The organism is Streptomyces sp. 11-1-2, from assembly GCF_003595545.1.
Lineage (GTDB): Bacteria > Actinomycetota > Actinomycetes > Streptomycetales > Streptomycetaceae > Streptomyces > Streptomyces hygroscopicus_B.
The window spans coordinates 4,907,315-4,931,244 of the sequence record NZ_CP022545.1 but is presented as its reverse complement, the minus strand read 5'-3'; the positions used below and the strand labels follow the sequence as shown (position 1 = coordinate 4,931,244).

General features: G+C 70.9%; 15 protein-coding genes and 1 rRNA gene. 13 read left to right on the top strand and 3 right to left on the bottom strand.

Annotated elements, in window-relative coordinates; translation table 11 throughout:
* Positions 1 to 4: 4 nt before the first annotated feature.
* Entirely contained in the window at positions 5 to 538 is a 534-nt protein-coding gene (locus CGL27_RS20540) for a cysteine dioxygenase family protein (RefSeq protein WP_119989164.1), read from the bottom strand.
* Between the two features lie 712 nt (positions 539 to 1,250).
* Here CGL27_RS20540 and CGL27_RS20535 point away from each other — a divergent pair.
* From CGL27_RS20535 to CGL27_RS20525, 3 genes are all read left to right on the top strand, one after another.
* A complete protein-coding gene (locus CGL27_RS20535; RefSeq protein WP_004952403.1) occupies positions 1,251 to 1,514 on the top strand; it encodes a WhiB family transcriptional regulator in 264 nt (87 codons plus the stop codon).
* Between the two features lie 277 nt (positions 1,515 to 1,791).
* Positions 1,792 to 5,853 (top strand): glycosyltransferase family 2 protein, encoded by a 4,062-nt coding sequence (locus tag CGL27_RS20530; RefSeq protein ID WP_119989162.1) that lies wholly within the window; start codon positions 1,792 to 1,794, stop codon positions 5,851 to 5,853.
* On the top strand, positions 5,850 to 7,409 hold the full coding sequence (locus CGL27_RS20525) for a DUF5719 family protein (protein WP_119989160.1): 1,560 nt from the start codon (positions 5,850 to 5,852) through the stop codon (positions 7,407 to 7,409). Before CGL27_RS20530 ends, CGL27_RS20525 begins: the two co-directional genes overlap by 4 nt.
* 186 nt (positions 7,410 to 7,595) lie before the next feature.
* Here CGL27_RS20525 and CGL27_RS20520 read toward each other — a convergent pair whose 3' ends face one another.
* The gene (locus CGL27_RS20520) at positions 7,596 to 8,015 is read right to left on the bottom strand and encodes a metallopeptidase family protein (protein ID WP_240450577.1); all 420 of its coding nucleotides are present in this window, start codon (positions 8,013 to 8,015) and stop codon (positions 7,596 to 7,598) included.
* A gap of 342 nt (positions 8,016 to 8,357) precedes the next feature.
* On the opposite strand from CGL27_RS20520, the gene CGL27_RS20515 reads away from it, so the two are divergent.
* From CGL27_RS20515 to CGL27_RS20485, 7 genes are all read left to right on the top strand, one after another.
* A complete protein-coding gene (locus CGL27_RS20515; protein ID WP_119989156.1) occupies positions 8,358 to 8,813 on the top strand; it encodes a DUF3499 domain-containing protein in 456 nt (151 codons plus the stop codon).
* Between the two features lie 232 nt (positions 8,814 to 9,045).
* Positions 9,046 to 10,662 carry an L-lactate permease gene (locus CGL27_RS20510; protein WP_119989154.1) on the top strand — a complete coding sequence of 539 codons (1,617 nt, stop codon included), beginning with the start codon at positions 9,046 to 9,048 and terminating at the stop codon, positions 10,660 to 10,662.
* A gap of 186 nt (positions 10,663 to 10,848) precedes the next feature.
* On the top strand, positions 10,849 to 12,207 hold the full coding sequence (locus CGL27_RS20505; RefSeq protein WP_119989152.1) for a phosphomannomutase/phosphoglucomutase: 1,359 nt from the start codon (positions 10,849 to 10,851) through the stop codon (positions 12,205 to 12,207).
* A gap of 202 nt (positions 12,208 to 12,409) precedes the next feature.
* Complete coding sequence (locus CGL27_RS20500; protein WP_078641824.1) at positions 12,410 to 12,592, top strand: Trm112 family protein; 183 nt, start codon at positions 12,410 to 12,412, stop codon at positions 12,590 to 12,592.
* A gap of 78 nt (positions 12,593 to 12,670) precedes the next feature.
* Positions 12,671 to 13,978 (top strand): SIS domain-containing protein, encoded by a 1,308-nt coding sequence (locus CGL27_RS20495; RefSeq protein ID WP_119989150.1) that lies wholly within the window; start codon positions 12,671 to 12,673, stop codon positions 13,976 to 13,978.
* Between the two features lie 78 nt (positions 13,979 to 14,056).
* On the top strand, positions 14,057 to 15,253 hold the full coding sequence (gene manA / locus CGL27_RS20490) for a mannose-6-phosphate isomerase, class I (protein ID WP_078641822.1): 1,197 nt from the start codon (positions 14,057 to 14,059) through the stop codon (positions 15,251 to 15,253).
* A 105-nt stretch (positions 15,254 to 15,358) separates the two neighbouring features.
* Positions 15,359 to 16,282, top strand: a complete 924-nt coding sequence (locus CGL27_RS20485) for a cation diffusion facilitator family transporter (RefSeq protein ID WP_078641821.1) — start codon at positions 15,359 to 15,361, stop codon at positions 16,280 to 16,282.
* A gap of 411 nt (positions 16,283 to 16,693) precedes the next feature.
* Here the strand turns inward: CGL27_RS20485 and CGL27_RS20480 are convergent, their stop codons facing one another.
* Complete coding sequence (locus tag CGL27_RS20480; protein WP_119989148.1) at positions 16,694 to 18,889, bottom strand: fructose-specific PTS transporter subunit EIIC; 2,196 nt, start codon at positions 18,887 to 18,889, stop codon at positions 16,694 to 16,696.
* A gap of 411 nt (positions 18,890 to 19,300) precedes the next feature.
* Between CGL27_RS20480 and ahcY the strand changes: the two genes are divergently transcribed.
* The 3 genes from ahcY to CGL27_RS20460 all read left to right on the top strand — a co-directional run bounded on the left by ahcY (position 19,301) and on the right by CGL27_RS20460 (position 23,694).
* Positions 19,301 to 20,758: an adenosylhomocysteinase gene (gene ahcY / locus CGL27_RS20475; protein WP_078641819.1), complete on the top strand. Its 1,458-nt coding sequence runs from the start codon at positions 19,301 to 19,303 to the stop codon at positions 20,756 to 20,758.
* A gap of 136 nt (positions 20,759 to 20,894) precedes the next feature.
* Complete coding sequence (locus CGL27_RS20470) at positions 20,895 to 21,512, top strand: hypothetical protein (protein ID WP_078641818.1); 618 nt, start codon at positions 20,895 to 20,897, stop codon at positions 21,510 to 21,512.
* Positions 21,513 to 22,167: 655 nt separating this feature from the next.
* A 16S ribosomal RNA gene (locus CGL27_RS20460) occupies positions 22,168 to 23,694 on the top strand.
* Positions 23,695 to 23,930 lie beyond the last annotated feature (236 nt).

The following is a 23,930-nucleotide window of genomic DNA, read 5'->3' as shown; positions in this document are numbered from 1 at the left end:
CGGCTCAGCGACCCGGGACGCCCAGCGTGCCGGGGGCCGCGGCAGGGCGCGCGGGGGCGGACAACTCGGCGCTCTGGGTGGGGTGCAGCGGCATCTCGGTCAGCCCGGGGAAGTAGATGTGCAGACTGACGGCCGGTTCGAGGGCGTCGTTGACGACGTCGTGCACATAACCGGGCGCGAAGACGCGCTGTGCGCCGGCGCGCAGCGCATGCCGCACGCCGCGCGTTCCCACCCGTTCGGTGAGCTCGCCCTGGAGCACGGTCAGCACCCCGGAGGAGCGGCCGTGGTCATGGGCTCCGCTGCCCTGTCCGGGCACCCAGCTGAGCAGCCACACCTCATAGCCGGGGCCGGTGCGCAGCCGGTGGTACCACCGGCTGGTGGCGTCGTACTCGACGAGGGACGCCCAGCCGTCGCGGTCGGCCGCGATGGTGCGGGCCAGGCCCGCGAAGGCGGAGACGGTGGAGGGGTGCGCGGGTACGGGCGGCAGCAGATGCGGGATGGCGAGCGGGTCACCGGCGATCTGGACGTCGCTGTTCATGGCGGGGGTTCCTCGGCGGGAAGGGCGCGGAGAGGTGCGCCGTAGGGGACGCGGTAAGGGCGCGAAGTGCGGTGCGAACGCGGTCTCAGGACGAGACGCCGTAAGCGATGCGAGAGAAACGCGGAGAAAGCTGGAGCTCGGTGGGCATCAACAGCTCGAACAGCGACAGCGAGCCTGCACAGCGCAGCGGAACCCGTGGTCACGGGTCGGCAGGGGCGCGTGGGTCACTGACATGCGACCAAGGAGACCCGGATCGCCGCGCCGCTGTCAACTTGATCTCACGTTTCAGCTCAAGGTTCACCTCATCAGGTCGCTATGGAGGCAGAAAGGTTTGTGCGCGCGTTGTACCGGTGAGAGGGCGCACCAACGCGCATCGACGCGCACCACCCCCGCACGACCCCTGCACGATCCCCGCACGACCCCCGCGCCACCCCGCACCATCTCCCGCGCGATGCAACGGGACCGGCGCCGATGGCGTCCTCCTCAGTGAGCGTGAGAGGAGTGGCCCGGGCGTCGAATGGGGAAGGTGTCGCGTTTAGGCCGATTTGAACACTTTCCGCGCAGCCTTGGTTCCGCAGAGTGAATAAGAGGCCCAATAGCAGATCTCGGCTTGACTGGCCCGGATCGGCGCACTTGTAATTTCACTCGTGTCGTTCTGCCGGTTCATCGACGGCATCAGGCACGGGGACGCAAAGACAGACGAGGGGCGCACATGACCGAGTTGTTCCAGCAACTGCTGGTCGAAGAGGCGGACGAGGAGCTCGGTTGGCAGGAGCGCGCACTGTGCGCCCAGACCGATCCCGAATCGTTCTTCCCGGAAAAGGGCGGATCCACCCGTGAGGCGAAGAAGGTCTGCCTCGCCTGTGAGGTCCGTTCCGAGTGCCTTGAGTACGCCCTCGCCAACGACGAGCGGTTCGGCATCTGGGGTGGTCTGTCCGAGCGTGAGCGCCGCCGACTGAAGAAGGCCGCCGTCTGACACCCGACGCCGGACCCGCCGGACCCGCCGGACCCGTCGGTCCCGTCGACTCGTCGGGCCCGTCAGACCTGCCGGAACCGTATGACCCGCGCTGACATATCCGCACAGTTCGCGGCGGGCTGAGCCACCGCGACCGGTCCGCCCCCGCCCGCATGGTGACGGGAGGCGGACCGGCCGCATACACAGCCGTTAGTGTGGGGCCCCGTCCGAGACGCTCCAACGCCCCCAGGGGGCGCGCGCGTCCACCGCAGTCCAGCGAACCGGGGCCCGTACCTCGATGTCCGTGCACAGCCACCAGGCGGCCCAATATCCGGCCGCCAACGCCGCGTTTGCGCCCGCTCAAGAACCGGTTCAGGCACCGGCCTATCCGCGTCATGTCGTCACCGCCGTCCTGGTCGCCCACGACGGCGCCCGCTGGCTGCCCGACGCGCTGTCCGGTCTGCTCGGCCAGGAGCGCCCCGTCCAGAGCGTCGTCGCGGCCGACACCGGCAGCGCCGACGACTCCGCCCGGCTGCTCACCGAGACCCTCGGCGAGCAGCGGGTGCTGCATATGGCGCGCCGCAGCGGCTTCGGCACGGCCGTCGCCGAGGCGGTCCGTACGGCCCCGGAGCTCGGCCCCGAGGAGCTCACGTACCTCAAGCGCCCCAGCGGCTGGGACCCCGTCAACCGGGCCTGGCGCGATGACGCGTACGACCTGCCGGAGTTGCCGCACGGCGAGCCCGTCCAGTGGCTGTGGCTGCTGCACGACGACTGCGCGCCCGAGCCCGACGCGCTGGCCGAGCTGCTGCGGGTCGTCGACGCCGAGCTCACCGCCAACCGCGAGCCCGCGATCGTCGGCCCCAAGCTGCGCGGCTGGTACGACCGCCGGCAGCTGCTCGAAGTCGGCGTCAGTATTGCCCGCAGTGGCCGCCGCTGGACCGGTCTGGAGCGGCGCGAGCAGGACCAGGGCCAGCACGACCAGGTGCGCCCCGTGCTGTCGGTGTCCAGCGCGGGCATGCTGGTGCGCCGCGACGTATGGGAGGAGCTGGGCGGTTTCGACACCCGGCTGCCCCTGATGCGGGACGACGTCGACCTGTGCTGGCGCGCCCAGGCGGCCGGGCACCAGGTGCTGATCGCTCCGGACGCCGTACTGCGGCATGCGGAGGCGTCCGCGCGCGAGCGGCGGCCCATCGACTGCGTGGGGCGCTCCGTGGCGAACCCCCATCGCGTGGACAAGGCCGGCGCCGTCTACACCCTGCTGGTCAACACCCGCGGCGCGCTGCTGCCCTATGTGATGCTGCGGCTTCTGTTCGGCACGCTGCTGCGCACCCTGGCCTACCTCGTGGGCAAGGTGCCGGGGCAGGCCCTGGACGAGGTCGCCGGTCTCTTCGGCATCCTGTTGCGGCCGGGGCGGATCCTCGCCGCGCGCAAGCGCAGAGGCCGCCCCGCGGCGGAGCCGAGCGAGCTGCGGCCGCTGTTCCCGCCGCCCGGCGCGACCGTAAGGGCGACGGTCGAGCAGGTCGCCAGCAATATAGGCGGCCGTTCCGAGCCCGAGCTGTCCTCCGGCGGGCGGCACGGCGCGGTCGAGTCCGGGCCCGGCGGCGATGACGCCGACTTCCTGGAGGTCGAGCAGTTCGCCCGGCTCAAGCGGATCGCGCGCAAGCCCGGGCCGATGCTCTTCCTCGTCCTGCTGGTGGTCTCGCTGGTCGCCTGCCGGGATCTGCTCGGTGCGGGCGCGCTCGCGGGCGGCGCCCTGCTGCCCGCGCCCGCTCATGTCTCCGAGCTGTGGTCGAGCTATGTGGACGGCTGGCATCCGGTCGGCACCGGCGGGACGCAGTCCGCGCCGCCGTATCTGGCCGCCCTCGCCGCGCTGGGCACGGTCTTCCTGGGCTCCACGGGCTTCACGCTGACCCTGCTGCTGGTCTGTTCGGTGCCGCTGGCCGGGTTCATCGCGTACTTCGCCTCCCGGCCCCTGGTCGAGTCCCGCCTGCTGCGCGCCTGGGGGAGCGTCGCGTACGCCTTCCTCCCGGCCGCGACCGGGGCGCTCGCGGGCGGGCGGCTCGGCACCGCCGTGCTCGCCATACTGCTGCCGCTGATGGCCCGGGCCGCTGCCGCGGCGAGCGGGTTCACGAGCAATGGGACGCGGCTGCCGAGCTGGCGGGCGGCGTGGGCGTACGCGCTGCTGCTGACGTTCACCATGGCCTTCACCCCGGTCGTCTGGCCGATGGCGCTCCTCCTGGGCGTCGGCGTGCTCGTACTGCGCTACCGGCAGAGCGGCACCGAGCAGCTCATGGGGTACGGGCTGCGGTTCCTGACCGTGGTCGTCACCCCGCTCGTCGTGCTCGCCCCCTGGTCGCTGGACCTCCTTACCGACCCCGCCCGCTTCCTCGAGGAGGCCGGGCTGGACCGCGGCGCCGGTTCCGCGTCCGCCCTGGACCTGCTCGCGCTCAGCCCCGGCGGCCCCAAGGGCGGCGGCACGCTGCTGCTGCTCGGCTTCGTCCTGGCCGCGCTCGCCGCGCTGATGCGCGGGGAGCGGCAGACGGTCGTGCGCACCGCGTGGGTCGTGGCGCTCACCGGCTTCCTCTTCGCGGCGTTCACGGGCGGCTCCGGCTGGGCCGGGCCCGCGACCCTCGTCTACGGCCTGGCGCTGCTGACCGCAGGTGTGGTCGCCGCCGAGAACGCACGCGAGCGGGTCGCGGCGCAGAGCTTCGGCTGGCGCCAGCCGGTGGCGCTGCTGATCGCGGTCGCCACGGTCGCCGCGCCGCTGTACGCCGCCGTCAGCTGGATGGTGAGCGGCGCGGACGGCCCGGTGGGGCGGCGCGACCCCTCGCAGGTTCCGGCGTTCGTGGCGGCCGAGAGCGCCACCGAGGACCAGGCCCGCACCCTGGTGCTCGGCGGCGGCAGCAGCGCCGCCCACGCCGACTACGCCCTGGTGCGCGGCTCCGGCGCCCGGCTGGGCGAGGGCGAACTCGCGGCGGCCGTCGGCGCCGACACCCGGCTCGACGGTGTCGTGGCCAATCTGATCGCGGGCTCCGGCGCCGACCAGACCCGTCAGCTCGGCGGCTACGCGGTGCGCTACGTGTACGTCCAGAAGGGCGCGCCGTCCGAGATGGAGCGGGTGCTGAACGCGACCCCGGGCCTCACCCAGCTCAGCCGCGAGCACGGCGGCGTGCTGTGGCGGGTCGACCAGCGCGTCTCGCGGGTCTCCATCGTCCCGGCCGAGTCCTCGGGCCGTCCGGCGGGCGGCGCGGCGGCCAAGCCGGTGCATGTGGCGTCCGGCCCCGTCGAGGCGCACACCACGGTGCCCGACGGCACGGCCGGGCGGGTGCTGCGGATCGCCGACCGGTCCGCGCCCGACTGGCAGGCCACGCTCGACGGCAAGCCGCTGAAGGCGACGACGGTCGACGGCTGGGCGCAGGGCTTCGAACTCCCGGCGAACGGCGGCCGGTTGGACCTCACCTACGACACACCCATCACGCACACGGCGTGGGTGTGGGCGCAGGGGCTGCTCGCGGTCGTGCTGCTGGTGCTCGCCCTGCCGGGCCGCCGCCGGAACGTCGACGACGACCTGCCGGACGCGGAGGCCGCGGCCGCCGTCATCACCGCCGAGGACATGGCGGGCGACGGACGCCGGGCGCGGCGGCTGCGGGCCGCCGCGGAGGCGCAGGCCGTGCAGGCCGAGGCCACCCAGGGGCGGCCGGAGGCGGATCCGGCCGCCGCGGACGCCATGCCCCCGCTGCCGGACGCCATGCCCCCGCAGCCGGACGAGATTCCCCCGCAGCCGGGCGAGCCGCCGATGCGGCCGCCCGCCGAGCCGGCCGCCATGGGTGACCCTTACGGCGACCAGGCCGCGGCGAACGACCCTTACGGTGACCAGGCGGTGGCGAACGATCCGTACGGCGACCAGACGGCCGCCGGTGATCCGTACGCGGCGGTGCCGCATCAGCAGCAGGCCGTGCCGCATCAGGAGCAGTACGGGCAGCAGTGGGACGCGCAGACGTACGCCGACGCCGGATACGGCCAGTACCCGGCCGGTCAGTACCAGGGGGAGCAGTACCAAGGCGAGCAGTACCAGGGCGAGGGCTACCCGGGTCAGTACCCCGGCGGCCAGTACCCGGCCGGTGACTACCAGGGCGGCTATCAGGACACCGGCTATCCGGCCGGCTACCAGGAGGGCCAGGGCCAGTACCAGGAGGGCCAGTACCCGGCGGACCCGTACGCGGGCGGCCAGTACGCCGATCCTTACGGCTACGACCAGCAGCAGCCCTACCCCGACGGCGGCTACCCCCCGCAGGGCGACACGACGTACGGCGGCGCCGACCCCGAGGACCGCCGCGACGGGAGCGAGCAGCAGCGATGAACCGCACCACCCTGTCCCTGATCGGCGCCGCCACGGCGCTGGCCGCCGTCACCGGCGTCGCGGCCCTCACCGGGGGCTCCTCCGATGACGCGGACTCCGCCGCGAAGGCCGCCACCCGGCTGCCCGTGCAGCGCTCGACGCTGCTGTGCCCGACGCCCTCCTCCTCGGATGTGAGCAGCACCACCTACACCGCGTACACGCCCAAGCGGGACGGCGTGGACGCCAAGGACGGCACCGCCGAACTGCTGCCCGCCCAGAACCCCGCTGACGACGTGGCGGATCCCGGCGGCGACGACGGCGGTAAGGGCGGCAAGGACGGCAAGAAGGGCGGCCAGCCGTCCCCGGGCGGCGACAAGCCCGTACTGCCCCTGAAGGAGCCCGGCAAGCCCGTCACCACCGACCAGGACAGCGCGGGAGCCCCCGCGCTCATCGGCACCGCCGACGGCCGCTTCGCGCCCGGCTGGACCGTCCAGCAGACCACCACGATCGACGCGGGCAGCGGGCGCGGCATCCTGGGCACCGCGTGCACGGCGCCCGACACGGACTTCTGGTTCCCCGGTGTCAGCACCGACCGGAACCGCCAGGACTTCGTCCATCTGACGAACCCGGACGACGCCGCCGCCGAGGTGGACCTGAAGCTCTACGGACCGAGCGGCCGGCTGAAGCCCTCGACCGACGAGTCGATCACGGTCCCGCCGCGCTCCACGGTCCCGGTCCTGCTCTCGACCCTCACCGACCAGCGGACGGCCAGCGCCTCGCTCCGCGTGACGGCCCGCACCGGCCGGATCGGCGCGGCCGTACAGGCCGTGGACCAGAAGGCGGGGAGCGACTGGCTTCCCGCCTCCGCCGTGCCCTCGACGAGCGTGGCGATTCCCGGCCTCCCCAAGGACGCCACCTCGGCGCGCCTGGTCGTCTTCGCGCCCGGGGCCGACGACGCGGACCTCAAGGTGCGGCTGGCCGGGCCGAACAACTCGATCACCCCCGCCGGACATGAGTCGCTGCACGTCAAGAGCGGGATGACGACCGCGATCGACCTCGGCGACGTAACCAAGGGCGAGCCCGGCTCGCTGCTGCTCACCCCCGAGGGCGGCGACGGCCCTGCCACACCGGTGGTAGCCGGGCTCCAGGTGACCCGGGGCAAGGGGAGCGAGCAGGAGACGGCGTTCATCCCGGCGACCGGCGCGATCGAGCGCAGCGCCACCGCGGCCGACAACCGCACCAAGGGCTCGACGCTCTCCCTGGTGGCGCCGGGAGCGACCGCCAAGGTGCGGATCACCGCTTCGGCGGGCGCCGGCGGCGGCAGCCCGGTCAGCAAGACCTACGAGGTCAAGGGCGGCACCACCCAGGCCCTGGAGCCACCGCGCCCGGCCTCGGGCAAGGGCCCGTACGCGGTGACGGTCGAGCGGCTCTCCGGCGGCCCGGTGCACGCCTCGCGGATGCTGGCGCTGCCGCAGGACGGGGTCCCGATGTTCACGATCCAGCCGCTGCCGGACGACCGGGGCATGGTCGCGGTGCCCGAGGCGGGCCAGGACCTGTCCCTGCTCAACGACGACTAGGGCCGCGCCTGGGGACGTCTAGGGCCGGGTCCTGGGGTCCTGCGGCCCGTGCCGGGGCGTGCAACGGAGGTTCGCGGCCCGCCCCGGGGCGGGCCGCGTCTCTGGGCGCCTCGTCCCTCGGGGCGCCTCGCGTCTCTGGGCGTCGCGTGCCTCGGAGCGCCTCGCGCCTTGGGGTGCCGCCGCCCGCTAGTCCTGCCCGTACCGCGGGTCCACGGACTCCGGAGCCAGCCCCAGCAGCTCCGCCACCTGCTCGACCACGACCTCGTGCACCAGCAGCGCCCGCTCGTCCCGGTTCTTCGCCCGGATCTCGACCGGGCGGCGGTAGATCACGATCCGGTCCGGCGCGTCCCCGCGAGCCGCGATGAAGCGCCCGAGCGGCACGGACTCGCCGTCCCAGCCGTCCGGTCCGCCGTGCCCGTCCGGGCCCCCGCCCGGCTCCGGGCCGCCGAGTCCCGACGTGGGCACCTCCAGCACCGTGAAGTCGACTCCGGAAAGCTGTGGCCAGCGTCTCTCCAGCCGCTCCGCCGAGTCCTGCACCAGATCGACGAAGGACTCCGCACGACTGACCGAGAGCGGCACCTGGGGCGGCGCGATAGGGCCGCGCATACCTCGTCCGTGGCGGTCGCGACGGCGAGGGCGCGGCTCGGACTGTTGGGGATGTACGGGCCTGGTCATCACTCACGAGGGTAGCCGTCGCCTGCCCACCCCCCATGCGCTTACCGGACAGCCGTGCCGGATGTCGCCAAATGAGCATTCCAGCCATGCTTGGGTCCAAAAACGGACGTCTCTTGCGTCGCTTCCCTGGCCCAGGATGATCTCTCTCGGTTCGAGTGCTGACCGGATTCGTTGTCGGCGGTTTTTGTCGCGCCGGAAGTCCATGCTGGTCAACCGGTAAGTTCACGTTTCGGGTGCACGGGGCGAACCAGGACGACACGGCGGAGTGAGCTGGTGGAGAGTCGTCGCGGCCCGCTCAAGAGTGCGGTACCGTCCAACGTCGTGAGCCCTGTACGTCGCTGTTCGCGCACCGCCTGCGGCCGCCCCGCCGTCGCGACGCTGACGTACGTCTATGCGGACTCGACCGCCGTTCTCGGGCCGCTCGCCACCTACGCCGAGCCCCACTGCTACGACCTGTGCTCGGAGCACTCCGAGCGGCTGACCGCCCCGCGTGGCTGGGAGGTCGTCCGGCTCGCCGTCGACACCGGCCCGACCCGGCCCAGCGGTGACGATCTGGAGGCGCTGGCCAACGCGGTCCGCGAGGCCGCCCGCCCGCATGAGCGCGCGGCGGGGGCGGCGTCCGGTTCGGGAGGATCCGGGGCCGGGAGCGGACACGGCGGCCGGGAGGGCGACCCGCGTGAGGTCGCGCGCCGCGGCCATCTGCGGGTCCTGCGGTCGCCCGAGTCCTGATCGGCCGCTAGCCGCACTTTCCCCCGCGACCTTCCCGCACTTTCCCCGCGATCTTTCCCCGCGATCTTCTCGCGAACGTCTCGCGGTCCTCTCCGGCCCCTTGCCGGGATCACTTGCTGACGGAGCATTGACTGTGACTTGGCGCGGACACGACCATGCCTGCACGCCAGGGTCCTCCGTTTCCGCATTACGGATGTGACCTTCCAGGGATGGTCCATGCCGGGAGGCCCGTGTGTTCGTGCAGCAGTTGGACCCCGTCGCCGATTCACTCTCCCTGTCCGCCCTCGTCGCCGCCCTTCCCCTCGTCACCGTCCTCGTCCTGCTCGGCGGGGTGCGGATGCGCGCCCACTACGCGGGCCCCATAGGGCTCGTCGTCGCCGCGCTCGTCGCCTGCCTCCCGTACGGAATGCCCGTCGGCCAGGCTCTCTCCAGCGCCGTCCAGGGGGCGCTCTTCGGTCTCTTCCCCATCTTGTGGATCGTCGTCAACGCCCTGTGGGTGTACCGGATGACCGTCCGCACCGACCACTTCGACGTGCTGCGCCGCTCCTTCGGCCGGCTCTCGGACGACCCCCGCGTCCAGGCACTCGTCATCGCCTTCTGCTTCGGTGCGCTCCTGGAGGCGCTCGCCGGGTTCGGCGCACCCGTGGCGATCTGCTCGGTCATGCTCGTGGCGCTCGGCTTCGACCCGGTGCGCGCCGCCGTGGTCGCGCTCGTCGCCAACACCGCGCCGGTCGCCTTCGGCGCCATGGCCACCCCCGTGGTGACGCTGGCTCAGGTCACCGGGCTGCCGCTGGACTCCGTCGCCTCCGTCGTGGGGCGGCAGACCCCGCTGCTCGCCCTCGTCGTCCCGCTGCTGCTGGTCGCGCTCGTGGACGGCCGGCGCGGGCTGCGCGAGACCTGGGCGCCCGCGCTCGCCTGCGGGGTCGCCTTCGCCGTCGCCCAGTTCACCGTCTCCAACTACCTCTCCGTCCAGCTCGCCGACATCGCGGCGGCGCTGGTCGGCGCGGCCGTGCTGGTGGCCATGCCCGCCGCCCGGCGCCCGGCCGAGGAGCCGGTGCGCGCCGCCGTGCTCACCGGCGTACGCAGCGACGATCTGGACCGCGAGGACCCGCGCCCCGAGGTGCTGCGCGCCTACGCCCCGTACGCGCTCATCGTGGCGATCTTCTCCATAGCCCAGATGGGCCCGGTCAAGGATCTCCTGGCCAAGGCCACCCGCACCTTCGACTGGCCCTTCCTGGACGTCGCGGCGCCCGACGGCAAGCCGGTCGGCGCCAATGTCTTCTCGCTGCCGCTGATCGCCACCGGCGGGACCCTGGTGCTGGTGGCCGGGGTGGCCACCGTCGCCGTGCTGGGGGTGACCGCCTGTGACGCCGCGCGGGAGTGGACAGCGACGGTGCACGAACTGCGTCATGCGATCCTTACGGTCACTTCGGTGCTCGCGCTCGCCTATGTCATGAATCTCTCCGGGCAGGCCGCCAGCATCGGGCACTTCGTCGCGGCCGCCGGGGCCGGGCTGGCCTTCCTCTCTCCGGTGCTCGGCTGGTTCGGCGTCGCCGTCTCCGGCTCGGACACCTCCGCGAACGCCCTCTTCGGTGCCCTCCAGGTGACCGCCGCCCATGAGTCCGGGCTCTCCCCGGATCTGCTGGCCGCGGCCAACAGCTCGGGCGGGGTGCTCGGCAAGATGATCTCCCCGCAGAACCTCACCATCGCCTGCGCGGCGGTCGGGCTGAAGGGGCGCGAGGGGGATCTGCTCCGTAAGGTGCTGCCGTGGAGCCTCGCGCTGCTGCTGGTGATGTGCCTCATCGTCGTCGCGCAGTCGTCGTTCCTGCTGAGCTGGATGCTGCCGTGACCCGCTCGGGGACGCCCGGCAGCACGCCATGCTGTCGTGACCCGGCCCGGGAGGCCCGGCAGCACGCCGCGCGACGGGGCTCACAGTTCCGGCCCAGGTCCTGCGGGTAGGTTTTGAGGTCCGTAGGGACGTCCCCAGAGGCGTCCGCAGATACATCTTCACCAGGACCTCCAGAAGGGGTTGGCTGTGCCCGACTTGTCGCAGATCGTGAAGGCGTACGACGTGCGCGGTGTGGTCCCGGACCAGTGGGACGAGTCGCTCTCGGAACTCTTCGGCGCCGCCTTCGCCCGGGTGACCGGCGCGGACGCGATCGTCGTCGGCCATGACATGCGCCCCTCCTCGCCCGGTCTGGCGCGGGCCTTCGCGCGTGGCGCCGCCTCGCTCGGGGTGGACGTGACCGAGATCGGGCTGTGCTCGACCGATCAGCTCTACTTCGCGAGCGGACATCTCGGCCTGCCCGGCGCGATGTTCACCGCCAGCCACAACCCCGCGCAGTACAACGGCATCAAGATGTGCCGCGCGGGCGCCGCCCCCATCGGCCAGGACAGCGGGCTCGCCGACATCCGCGCCCTGGTCGAGGAATGGGCCGACAGCGGCGCGCCCGCGCCCGCCGCCGAGGCCGGCACCATCACCCAGCGGGACGTCCTCGCCGACTACGCCGCCCATCTGCGCTCGCTGGTGGACCTGACCGCCATCCGGCCGCTGAAGGTCGTCGTGGACGCGGGCAACGGCATGGGCGGCCACACCGTCCCGACCGTCTTCGAGGGGCTCCCGCTCGAGCTCGACGCCCTCTACTTCGAGCTGGACGGCACCTTCCCCAACCACGAGGCCAACCCGCTCGACCCCAAGAACATCGTTGATCTGCAGGCCCGGGTCCTGGAGACCGGCGCCGACCTCGGGCTCGCCTTCGACGGCGACGCCGACCGCTGCTTCGTCGTGGACGGGAGCGGCGAGCCGGTGTCCCCCTCCGCCATCACCGCCCTGGTCGCCGCCCGCGAGCTGGGCAAGCACCCGGGCGGGACGGTCATCCACAACTGCATCACCTCGTGGTCGGTCCCGGAGGTCGTCAAGGAGAACGGGGGCGCCCCCGTCCGCACTCGCGTGGGCCACTCCTTCATCAAGGCCGAGATGGCCCGCACTGGCGCGATCTTCGGCGGTGAGCACTCCGCGCACTACTACTTCCGCGACTTCTGGAACGCCGACACCGGCATGCTGGCCGCCCTGCACGTCCTGGCCGCGCTCGGCGGCCAGAAGGGCCCGCTGTCGGAGCTGGTCGCGCAGTACGACCGGTACGCGGCCTCCGGGGAGATCAACAGCACCGTCGACGACCAGACCGGGCGCATGGAGGCGGTCAAGGCGGCGTACGAGGGCCGCGAAGGCGTCGAGCTCGATGAACTCGACGGCCTTACGGTCACCGCCGCCGACTGGTGGTTCAACCTCCGCCCCTCCAACACCGAGCCGCTGCTGCGGCTGAACGTGGAGGCGCGGGACGCGGAGCGGGTGGCCGGGGTCCGCGACGAGGTCCTCTCCATCGTCCGCGCGTAAGCCTTACGGCCGTCCGCGCGCGGACCCCGCGGCCGTCCGCGTCCTTACGGCGGACACCGCACGCGGGGCGCACGGCATCACCGGAGCCCGGGGGCGAGCCCCCGGGCTCCGGTGCCCACCGGCCGCGCCGCGCCCCCGCCCGGCGGTACGCTGACCACGCCGGGCCGATGTCCGGCTGGACCCATACCCGAAGGGACGCCCCATGCCGCTCGAAGCCGGTCTTCTGGACATCCTCGCCTGCCCGGCGTGCCACGCCCCGCTGCGCGAGGAGCAGTCCCCGGAGACCCCCGAGCTGGTGTGCACGGGCGAGGGGTGCGGTCTCGCGTACCCCGTCCGGGACGGCATCCCCGTGCTGCTCGTCGACGAGGCCCGCCGCCCGGCCTGACCCGGCGGCCCGCCGGAGCCCCAGCCCCGCGCGGTCCCGCGCGTACCGCCCGCCACGGCGATCGGAGGCCGAAGCACGATGCTCGACGAATCCCTCCTCGACGCCCCAGAGGCCCTAGCCCGCGCCGATAGCCGCGGGCTGCTCCGCGGAGCAGCCGAATCCGGCGCCCGCATCCGCACCGCCGCCCGGCATGCCACCGAGGCGGGGATCGGCGATCTCAAGCCGGACGGGCGGCCGCGCGCCGTCATGGTCGCGGGCCCAGGGGCGGCCGGAACCTGCACCGCCGACCTCCTCGGCGCGCTCAGCGGGGGCAACTGCCCGGTCAGCCTGATCGCGCCCACCGGCGTGGCCCCCGCGCCGGGCGCCCTGCGCTGGACGCTGCCCGGCTGGGCGGGCCCGCTCGACCTGCTGGTCGTCGCGACGCCGGACGGTACGGAACCGGGCCTTCCGCGCCTTGTCGAGCAGGCGTACCGCCGCGGCTGCGCGATCGTCGCGGTCGCCCCGGGCCAGTCCCCGCTGACCGACGCGGTCGCGCAGGCGCGCGGCCTGATGGTGCCGCTGGCCACCGCGCCGTACGCCACGGCCCCGTACGCCACGGGCGGGTACAGCACCGATCCGTACCGCAGGGACCCGCACGCGCCCGGCACGGCCGAGGACGACGACACCGCCCGCGCCGAGGGCGCCCTGGGCGATGCCCCCGGCACATACGGGACGCCTCCCGTCCCGCACCCCGTCGAGCCGCCCGGCACCGCGCCCGACGAGATGACCGGCCCCGCGCTGCCCGGCACGCTGTGGGCCCTGCTCACGCCGCTGCTGCTGCTGGTCGACCGGATCGGCCTGGTGTCCGCGTCGCCCGCCGCGCTGCTGCAGGTCGCCGACCGACTCGACCAGGTCGCCGAGCGCTGCGGCCCGGCCATCGCCACCTACACCAACCCCGCCAAGACGCTCGCGGCCGAGCTCGCCGGGGCGCTTCCGCTGCTGTGGACCGAGGGCCCGGTCGCCGCCGCGACCGGACGGCGCTTCGCGAGGCTGCTCGCGTCGCTCGCCGGGCGCCCCGCGCTCGTCGCCGAGCTCCCCGGGGCGCTCGCCGCACATGGCGCGATGCTGACCGGGGCATTCGCGGGCGGAGCCGACCCGGACGACTTCTTCCGCGACCGGGTGGAGGAGGCCGAGGCGCTCCGCGCCCGGATCGTGCTGCTCCACGAGGAGCCGGTGGGCCAGGTCTCGGCGGTGCCGACCGCCCGGGAGCTCGCGCTGGCGCATGACACCGCGTTCAGCGAGCTGGAACCGGCCGGGGGCACCCCGCTGGAGAACGCCGCGGAACTTCTCGCCATCACGGATTTCGCCGCCGTTTACCTCGCGCTCGCTTCGGCCGATAGAACTTGACGCAGTCAGAACGTGACGCCGTAAGACCACCCACCACCCGCCCCACGTCCCTCACTGCACAGTCAGGAACCGCACCGCATGGACCGCCTCGTCAACACCGTGCGCCCCTACGCCTGGGGCTCCACCACCGCCATCCCCGAGCTGCTGGGCGTCCGGCCGACTGGGGAGCCGCAGGCCGAGATGTGGATGGGGGCACACCCCGGGGCGCCGTCCCGGGTCGACCGGGGCACGGGCCCCGTCGCGCTCTCCGAGGTGATCGCCGCGGATCCCGAGGGCGAGCTCGGCGCGGACGCCGTGAGCCTCTTCGGGCCGCAGCTGCCGTTCCTGCTGAAGGTGCTGGCCGCCGCCTCGCCGCTGTCGCTCCAGGTCCACCCCGACCTCGAGCAGGCCAAGGAGGGCTACGCGGACGAGGAGGAGCGCGGCGTTCCGGCCGATGCCCCGCATCGCAACTACAAGGACGCCAACCACAAGCCCGAGTTGATATGCGCGCTCACGCCGTTCAACGGGCTGTGCGGCTTCCGCGACCCGAACGAGGCGGCCGAACTGCTGGCCGCCCTGGAGGTCGACTCGCTCAAGCCGTACGTCGACATCCTGCACGCCCACCCGGAGTCGCACGCACTGCGCGAGGTGCTGACCGCCGTGCTGACGGCCGACCCTGAGGCGATGACGGAGACCGTAAGGCAGGCAGCGGCCGCCGCCGAGCGGCTCGGCGCGCTGGACGGACCGCACGCCCCGGCGTACGCGGCGTACGCCTCCATCGCGCAGCACTACCCGGGCGACCCCGGGGCGATCGCCGCGATGCTGCTCAACTTCGTGACCCTCCAGCCCGGCGAGGCGCTTTACCTCGGCGCCGGCGTACCGCACGCCTATCTCGACGGCCTGGGCGTCGAGATCATGGCCAACTCCGACAATGTGCTGCGCTGCGGGCTCACGCCCAAGCATGTGGACGTCCCCGAGCTGCTGCGCGTCGTCCGCTTCGAAAGCGCCGCCCCCGCCGTCCTGCGGCCCGAGGCGGACCCCTCCGGTGAGGAGCTCTACACCACCCCGATCGGCGAGTTCCGGCTCTCCCGCCACGTCCTGGCCGACGGCGCCGCTCCGCGCCCGCTGCCGGCGACTGGCCCGCAGATCCTGCTGTGCGCCTCGGGCGAGGTCTCCCTGCGCGGCGCGGACGGCGAACTCCCGCTGACGCGCGGGCAGTCGGCCTTCGTACCGGCCGGCGAGGAGGCCGTACTGGGCGGCGACGGCACTGTGTTCAGGGCCACAGTGACGGCCTGACGTACGGCCCGTTCGAGGGGCTGGAACAATGGCCCGCCGTGAGGCGGTAAAGCGCTGGCAAAGCCGCCATGAGCTGTAATGAAGCGGAAGGGACATTCGGCACATATGAGTGCATCAGGCGGAACCAAGGCGATTGTTGCCGCGCTGGGCGCGAACCTGGCTATCGCCGCAGCCAAGTTCGTGGCGTTCGCCTTCAGCGGCTCGTCGTCGATGCTCGCCGAAGGCGTGCACTCGCTCGCCGACTCGGGCAACCAGGGGCTGCTGCTCCTCGGTGGGAAGAAGGCCAAGCGCGAGGCCACCCCCGAGCACCCCTTCGGCTACGGCCGCGAGCGCTATATCTACGGCTTCCTCGTCTCCATCGTGCTGTTCACCATCGGCGGTGTCTTCGCGCTGTACGAGGGCTACGAGAAGATCAAGCATCCCCATGAGGTGGAGCACTGGTACTGGCCGGTCGGGGTGCTCATCTTCGCGATCATCGCCGAGGGCTTCTCCTTCCGTACGGCCATCAAGGAGTCCAACGAGATCCGCGGCAAGCTGAGCTGGTCGCAGTTCGTGCGCCGGGCCAAGGCTCCCGAACTGCCCGTCGTCCTCCTGGAGGACTTCGGCGCCCTCGTCGGACTGGTCCTCGCGCTCGGCGGGGTCGGGCTCGCGCTGCTGACCGGCGACGGCGTCTGGGACGGCATCGGCACCCTCTGCATCGGCGTCCTGCTGGTGCTGATCGCCCTGGTGCTCGCGGCCGAGACCAAGTCGCTGCTGCTGGGCGAGGCGGCCGACGTCACCGAGGTCGCCAAGATCCGCGAAGCGGTCGTGGACGGCGAGACCGTCACCGGGCTGATCCACATGCGCACGCTCCACCTCGGCCCCGAGGAACTGCTGGTCGCCGCCAAGATCGCGGTGCAGCACGATGACACGGCGGTGGAGGTCGCCCGCGCCATCGACGCCGCGGAGGCGCGCATCCGCGAGGCGGTCCCCATCGCCCGAGTCATCTACCTGGAACCGGACATCCTCCGCACATCCACGCCCACCTGAACGCATACGGCAGAGCCGCCCCGCCGGTTTGTGGGCATTCGTTCCGCGGGGCGGAACGGGTGGGCACAAACCGGCCACCGGGCCGCACCCGGCAAAGCACCCTGGCCGCCAACGGCGCGTGCCGCACAGGCCACCGGGTGGCACCCGGCAAAGCACCTCGGCCGGTGACGGGGCGCCCCGCACGAACAACGGGGCCGCACCCGGAAGCGCACCTTGGCCGGTGACGGGGCGCCCCGCACGAACAGCCGGGCCGCACCCGGAAGCGCACCTTGGCCGCCGACGGCGCGCCCCGCACGAACAACGGGGCCGCACCCGGAAGCGCGCCCCGGCCGCCGACGGCATACGCCGCCCACGCAACCGGGGCGCACCTGCCCACAAGGGGCTGCCGGTAGGGAGCTGCCCACAAGGGGCCTACTCGATCTCCCCGAGCACCCGCAGAATCGCCGCCACATCCGTCGCCCCCAGCAACCGCTCCCGGAACTCGGCGCCCATCAACTTGCGCGACAGCAGCGCCAGAATCCGCAGATGCTCATCGCCCGCGGCCGCCTCCGGCACCGCGATCATGAACACCAGCCTGGCCTTCGTGCCGTCCGGCGCGCCCCACTCGATGCCCTCGGGGGAGCGCGCGAAGCCGACGACGGGAGCGGTCACCGCGTCCGTCTTGGCATGCGGAATCGCGATCTCCTCGCCGAGACCGGTGGTGCCCTGGTCCTCCCGGGCGAACGCGGCCCGGACCAGCTCCGCCGTATCCGCCACCTTGCCGGTCGCGGCCAGCAGCTCGGCCATCTCGCGGATCGCGGCGTCCTTACCGTCCGCCGTCAGCCGCTCCTTCACGGTCTGCCCGGTGAGATAGCCGGACAGCACCTGGTCCGCGGCATCGACCTCGGGAGCGGCCTCAGCCTCCGGAGCGGCCTCAGCCTCGGCCTCGGCCTTACCGCCGCCCCGCGGCTCAGCGGCCGAGACGGACACAGTCTTAGGGGCGGCGGCGTCAGAGGCAGCCACGGCACCGCTCGCCGAGGAATCCGCCACGGCACCGCTCGCCGCCCCCGTACCGCCCCCGCTGCCCACCCCGGCCAGCACCGGCGCACCCGCCGGCGACGGAACCAAGGAGACGGCTTCCGCGGCCCCCGCCGCCTCCGCATCCGCATCCCGCCCGCCGCCGCCGCCCAGCGACATCAGCGCGATCGTGACCAGCGCCGTAACCGCCGTACCGACGACAACCGCGACGAAGAACATCGGCACCCCGCCGACCGCGCCGAGCACCGCGACGATCGGCCCGCCGTGCGGCACGTTGTCCTCGACCGACGCCACCCCGGCTATCGCCCCGGCGACCGCGCCGCCCAGCATGTTCGCCGGGATGACCCGCGCCGGACGCGCCGCGGCGAATGGAATCGCGCCCTCGGTGATGCCGAAGAAGCCCATGAAGAGCGCCGCGAGCCCGGTCTCCCGCTCCTGGTCGTCGAACATCCGGCGGCGCAGCAGCGTGGCCAGCCCCTGGCCCAGCGGCGGAACCGGAATGGCCGCCGCACACGCCCCCATGACCTCAGGGTTCTTGGACACCAACCCCGCACCGAAGAGGAACGCGGTTTTGTTGACGGGACCGCCCATGTCGAACGCGATCATCAGCCCGAGGATGATGCCGAGCAGCGCCGCGCTGGTGCCGGTCAGCCCGCCGAGCCAGTCGGTGAGGCGCTCGAAGACCCAGGAGATCGGTTCGCCGAGGACATATATGAAGAAGAGGCCGAGCGCCGAGGTCGCCACGATCGGGATCACGATGATCGGCATGATCGGCTGGACGAACTTCGGAACCTTGACCCGCTTGATCCACAGCACCAGATAGCCGGCCAGGAAGCCGGTGACGATCGCCCCGATGAAACCGGCGCCCGCCTCGCTGTCGTACAGCTCGCCGTGGGCCGCGATCCAGCCGCCCACCATGCCCGGCACCAGCGCGGGCCGGTCCGCGATGGCGTAGGCGATATAGCCGGACAGGGCCGGGATCATCAGCGCGAAGCCGATGCTCCCGATGTCGTTGACCGTCTTCCAGAAGGAGTCGTCGGGGATGACGATGCCCTTGGACGTCGTATCACCGCCCAGGGCGAGCGAGACCGCGATCAGCAGACCGCCGACCACGACGAACGGGATCATGTACGAGACGCCGTTCATGAGCGCCTTATAGGTGACGCTGCGCCCCTTACCGCCGCCGGAAGCCGCCGAGGCGGCGCCGCGCTGGGGCTCATGGCCGTCGCCCTGGTACACCGGCGCGTTGCGCACCTGCTCGAGCAGCCGCTCCGGGCGGTGGATGCCGTCGGCGACCCCGACGACGAGCACTCTCTTCCCGATGAACCGGCTGCGGTCGACGTCCTTGTCGGCGGCGATGATGATGCCGTCGGCCTGTCTGACATCGTTGTCAGACAGAACGTTCTCGGCCCCGATCGAGCCCTGGGTCTCCACCTTCATGCTGTGGCCGAGTGACTCCGCCGCCTGAGCCAGCTTCTCAGCGGCCATATAGGTGTGGGCGATACCCGTGGGACAAGCGGTCACCGCGAGCAGCTTGAGCCCCGGTCCGCTGGCCCCCGCACCGTTGGGGGGATCGGCTGGACTGGTCACGTGGTTCTCCTTAACAACGCATCGAGCGGGCGCGGGAAGCTGCCAGCGTCCCCGCGCTCGCGGCATCGTGCAATACATCCGGCCAGGATCAAAGCGACGGGGTGAGCCACCGGGCTCCCCGAGCGGCGTGGCCGTCGGCGCAGGTCATCGCCTTACGGCCGAAGATGGCCCATGGGGGCTGGGGTTTGCCACGCCGATCGGTGTAGATTCGTGACCGAGCCAGACGTCGCTGCTGATGGCGGTCGGGCGGCCCGTACACCGGGTCGGCCGAGGGAGAGAGGGCCTCCGACGGACTGCGCACTGTGAGGTAGAAGGGGATAGGTGTGCCCGCTGCGCGGGGCCCTGTCCAGCGCCTCACATGCCCAGCCGAAACCACTCTCGCTCACACACGATCGAGGAGGAGCAGCACTCATGACGACAGCCGTCTCCGGTCAGGACTTCAAGGTCGCGGACCTCTCCTTGGCTGCCTTCGGCCGTAAGGAGATCACCCTCGCCGAGCATGAGATGCCCGGCCTGATGGCGATCCGTAAGGAGTACGCCGAGCAGCAGCCCCTGGCCGGCGCCCGTGTCACCGGCTCGCTGCACATGACCGTGCAGACCGCCGTGCTGATCGAGACCCTGGCCGCCCTTGGCGCCGAGGTCCGGTGGGCCTCCTGCAACATCTTCTCCACCCAGGACCACGCCGCGGCCGCGATCGCCGTCGGTCCGAACGGCACTGTGGAGAACCCGCAGGGCATCCCGGTCTTCGCCTGGAAGGGCGAGACCCTGGAGGAGTACTGGTGGTGCACGGAGCAGGCCCTGACCTGGCCCGGCACCCCCACCGGCGGGCCCAACATGATCCTGGACGACGGTGGCGACGCCACCCTCCTCGTCCACAAGGGCGTCGAGTACGAGAAGGCCGGCGCCGCCCCTGACGTCGCCACCGCCGAGAACGACGAGCACCGCGTCATCCTCGAGCTGCTGAACCGCACCATCGCCGAGAACCCGCAGAAGTGGACTCAGCTGGCCTCCGAGATCCGCGGGGTCACCGAGGAGACCACCACCGGCGTCCACCGCCTCTACGAGATGCAGCGGGACGGCTTGCTGCTCTTCCCGGCGATCAACGTCAACGACGCGGTGACCAAGTCCAAGTTCGACAACAAGTACGGCTGCCGCCACTCCCTGGTCGACGGCATCAACCGCGCGACCGACGTGCTGATCGGTGGCAAGGTCGCGGTCATCTGCGGCTACGGCGATGTGGGCAAGGGCTGCGCCGAGTCGCTGCGCGGCCAGGGCGCCCGGGTGATCATCACCGAGATCGACCCGATCTGCGCACTGCAGGCCGCGATGGACGGCTACCAGGTCGCCACCCTGGACGACGTGGTGGAGACCGCCGACATCTTCATCACCACGACCGGCAACAAGGACATCATCATGGCCGCGGACATGGCCAAGATGAAGCACCAGGCGATCGTCGGGAACATCGGCCACTTCGACAACGAGATCGACATGGCCGGCCTCGCCGCCCTCCCGGGCATCGTGAAGGACGAGGTCAAGCCGCAGGTCCACACCTGGACCTTCCCCGACGGCAAGACGCTCATTGTGCTCTCCGAGGGCCGTCTGCTGAACCTCGGCAACGCGACCGGTCACCCGTCGTTCGTGATGTCCAACTCCTTCGCGAACCAGACCATCGCCCAGATCGAGCTCTTCACCAAGCCGGAGTCGTACCCGACCGACGTCTACGTGCTCCCCAAGCACCTGGACGAGAAGGTCGCCCGCCTTCACCTGGACGCGCTGGGGGCGAAGCTGACCACGCTCCGGCCCGAGCAGGCCGCCTACATCGGCGTCCCGGTCGAGGGCCCGTACAAGCCCGAGCACTACCGTTACTGATCACATCCGCTGATCGCACCGGCCCCGTCGACCGCACGGTCGGCGGCCGCTGACCCGGCCCCCGCCCCGGCGGGGGCCCCAGGGCCCGTCCGCGCCGTCCGGCGGGGCGGGCCCGACGTTCGTCAAGGACCTCACCATGCCTCGCGGCCGCTACTCCCTCCACGACCCGCACGACCACACCCCGCTGGGTGAGGAGCACTTCCAGTGCGCGCCCGGCCCCAGCGGATGGCGCTATGTCGCACAGCGGACCTCACCTTCCGGCGATCACGCCGGGTCCGTGGACCTCACCCTCGACGAACTGGGCCGACCGCTCAGAGTCGAGCTGCACGCGGCGAGCTGGCAGGTCAAGGGCGCCGCACTGGACGGGGTCACCTGGGTCCGTACGGATCCCACCGGGGAGCACGCGACCGAGGGCAATGTCGGCGCCCACGCCTTCACCGGTGCCTCCCCGGCCTTCCTGGTCGCCATCTCCCGCCTGCTGCGGCTGGAGCCGGGCGCCGGAGCCGTCCGCGTCCGCCTCGTGGCCTTCACCGATCCGGTCCTCGCGCCCCTGACCCTGGACCAGTCCTGGGCACTTCGCGACAGAGCCGGACACACCACCGACACTGGCCCACTCGTTGTGGATGAATACCAGGTCAGCGAGCTGGACACCGGAGAGGTCCGGACGATCCATATCGCCGGCGACGTGGTCCTCGCAGCCCCCGGCATCGAGCTCGAGGACCTGGAGAGCCCGCCGTCGTCCTTCGCCGCCTGACCGCCGCCACGCCCCCTCTGACCTGCGACGTTGAGAATCTTCTGGGATTCCCTTGACGCAGGGAGTACGGATGTGTAGGTTGGAATGTCGCGGCGGATGGAGAGCGTAGGCGCTTCGATGGCGCCGCACAAAGAATCTTCCCCAGGATCCTTGACGAGGTTCACCTTGGGAGGTAGGTTTAAACGGTTGTGGTGAGCAGTGTCTGCTCACTCACAGACGCTTAAATCTGAACTCGCTCCGCAGACGGATGGAAATCCAACGGAGCACCTTTGACACCTGCAGGCATCATTCGAAGCCGATTAGGTTCGGCGGATGCGTGTCTGCTAAAGTCGAAAACACGCCGAAAGGCAAAGGCCCCTCCAACGGCCACCGGAATCAGAAATCGGACCGGAAACGGACCGAAAAAGAATCTGGTAAGGTTGGAAACACCGAAGGGAAGCGCCCGGAGAAACCGGTGAAACGGTTTCAAAGGAAGCGTCCGTTCCTTGAGAACTCAACAGCGTGCCAAAAGTCAACGCCAGATATGTTGATACCCCGTCCATCTCGGACGAGGTTCCTTTGGAAAAATACACAGCGAGGACGCTGTGAGCGGACTGGATTATTCCTCCGGTCTGCTCCGCTCTCGTGACTGTGTGACCGGGATATCCCGGAAGCATTCACGGAGAGTTTGATCCTGGCTCAGGACGAACGCTGGCGGCGTGCTTAACACATGCAAGTCGAACGATGAACCGGTTTCGGCCGGGGATTAGTGGCGAACGGGTGAGTAACACGTGGGCAATCTGCCCTGCACTCTGGGACAAGCCCTGGAAACGGGGTCTAATACCGGATATGACACGCTCCCGCATGGGATGCGTGTGGAAAGCTCCGGCGGTGCAGGATGAGCCCGCGGCCTATCAGCTTGTTGGTGGGGTGATGGCCTACCAAGGCGACGACGGGTAGCCGGCCTGAGAGGGCGACCGGCCACACTGGGACTGAGACACGGCCCAGACTCCTACGGGAGGCAGCAGTGGGGAATATTGCACAATGGGCGAAAGCCTGATGCAGCGACGCCGCGTGAGGGATGACGGCCTTCGGGTTGTAAACCTCTTTCAGCAGGGAAGAAGCGAGAGTGACGGTACCTGCAGAAGAAGCGCCGGCTAACTACGTGCCAGCAGCCGCGGTAATACGTAGGGCGCAAGCGTTGTCCGGAATTATTGGGCGTAAAGAGCTCGTAGGCGGCTTGTCGCGTCGGATGTGAAAGCCCGGAGCTTAACTCCGGGTCTGCATTCGATACGGGCAGGCTAGAGTTCGGTAGGGGAGATCGGAATTCCTGGTGTAGCGGTGAAATGCGCAGATATCAGGAGGAACACCGGTGGCGAAGGCGGATCTCTGGGCCGACACTGACGCTGAGGAGCGAAAGCGTGGGGAGCGAACAGGATTAGATACCCTGGTAGTCCACGCCGTAAACGTTGGGAACTAGGTGTGGGCGACATTCCACGTTGTCCGCGCCGCAGCTAACGCATTAAGTTCCCCGCCTGGGGAGTACGGCCGCAAGGCTAAAACTCAAAGGAATTGACGGGGGCCCGCACAAGCGGCGGAGCATGTGGCTTAATTCGACGCAACGCGAAGAACCTTACCAAGGCTTGACATACACCGGAAACCTCTGGAGACAGGGGCCCCCTTGTGGTCGGTGTACAGGTGGTGCATGGCTGTCGTCAGCTCGTGTCGTGAGATGTTGGGTTAAGTCCCGCAACGAGCGCAACCCTTGTTCTGTGTTGCCAGCATGCCTTTCGGGGTGATGGGGACTCACAGGAGACTGCCGGGGTCAACTCGGAGGAAGGTGGGGACGACGTCAAGTCATCATGCCCCTTATGTCTTGGGCTGCACACGTGCTACAATGGCCGGTACAATGAGCTGCGAAGCCGTGAGGTGGAGCGAATCTCAAAAAGCCGGTCTCAGTTCGGATTGGGGTCTGCAACTCGACCCCATGAAGTCGGAGTCGCTAGTAATCGCAGATCAGCATTGCTGCGGTGAATACGTTCCCGGGCCTTGTACACACCGCCCGTCACGTCACGAAAGTCGGTAACACCCGAAGCCGGTGGCCCAACCCTTGTGGGGGGAGCCGTCGAAGGTGGGACTGGCGATTGGGACGAAGTCGTAACAAGGTAGCCGTACCGGAAGGTGCGGCTGGATCACCTCCTTTCTAAGGAGCACATAGCCGACTGCGAGCGCATGTCTCGCACGGTTTGCTCATGGGTGGAACGTTGACTATTCGGCATCGTCTGGATGCTCTTCTCTGTTAGTACTGCTTCGGCGTGGAACACAGAGTGAGCAGAAAAATGATGCCGGGCACGCTGTTGGGTGTCTGAGGGTACGGGCTGGAAAGTTGCCTGTTCCTTCGGCCGGTCCCGGTGAACCGCATCGTGAGGTGTGGGTGAC

Coding starts and splice junctions, on each gene's coding strand:
- CGL27_RS20495 (WP_119989150.1), top strand. CDS start 12,671: ATGCTCGACGAATCCCTCCTCGACGCCCCAGAGGCCCTAGCCCGCGCC.
- CGL27_RS20520 (WP_240450577.1), bottom strand. CDS start 8,015: ATGCGCGGCCCTATCGCGCCGCCCCAGGTGCCGCTCTCGGTCAGTCGT.
- CGL27_RS20535 (WP_004952403.1), top strand. CDS start 1,251: ATGACCGAGTTGTTCCAGCAACTGCTGGTCGAAGAGGCGGACGAGGAG.
- manA (WP_078641822.1), top strand. CDS start 14,057: ATGGACCGCCTCGTCAACACCGTGCGCCCCTACGCCTGGGGCTCCACC.
- CGL27_RS20470 (WP_078641818.1), top strand. CDS start 20,895: ATGCCTCGCGGCCGCTACTCCCTCCACGACCCGCACGACCACACCCCG.
- ahcY (WP_078641819.1), top strand. CDS start 19,301: ATGACGACAGCCGTCTCCGGTCAGGACTTCAAGGTCGCGGACCTCTCC.
- CGL27_RS20540 (WP_119989164.1), bottom strand. CDS start 538: ATGAACAGCGACGTCCAGATCGCCGGTGACCCGCTCGCCATCCCGCAT.
- CGL27_RS20525 (WP_119989160.1), top strand. CDS start 5,850: ATGAACCGCACCACCCTGTCCCTGATCGGCGCCGCCACGGCGCTGGCC.
- CGL27_RS20485 (WP_078641821.1), top strand. CDS start 15,359: ATGAGTGCATCAGGCGGAACCAAGGCGATTGTTGCCGCGCTGGGCGCG.
- CGL27_RS20500 (WP_078641824.1), top strand. CDS start 12,410: ATGCCGCTCGAAGCCGGTCTTCTGGACATCCTCGCCTGCCCGGCGTGC.
- CGL27_RS20530 (WP_119989162.1), top strand. CDS start 1,792: ATGTCCGTGCACAGCCACCAGGCGGCCCAATATCCGGCCGCCAACGCC.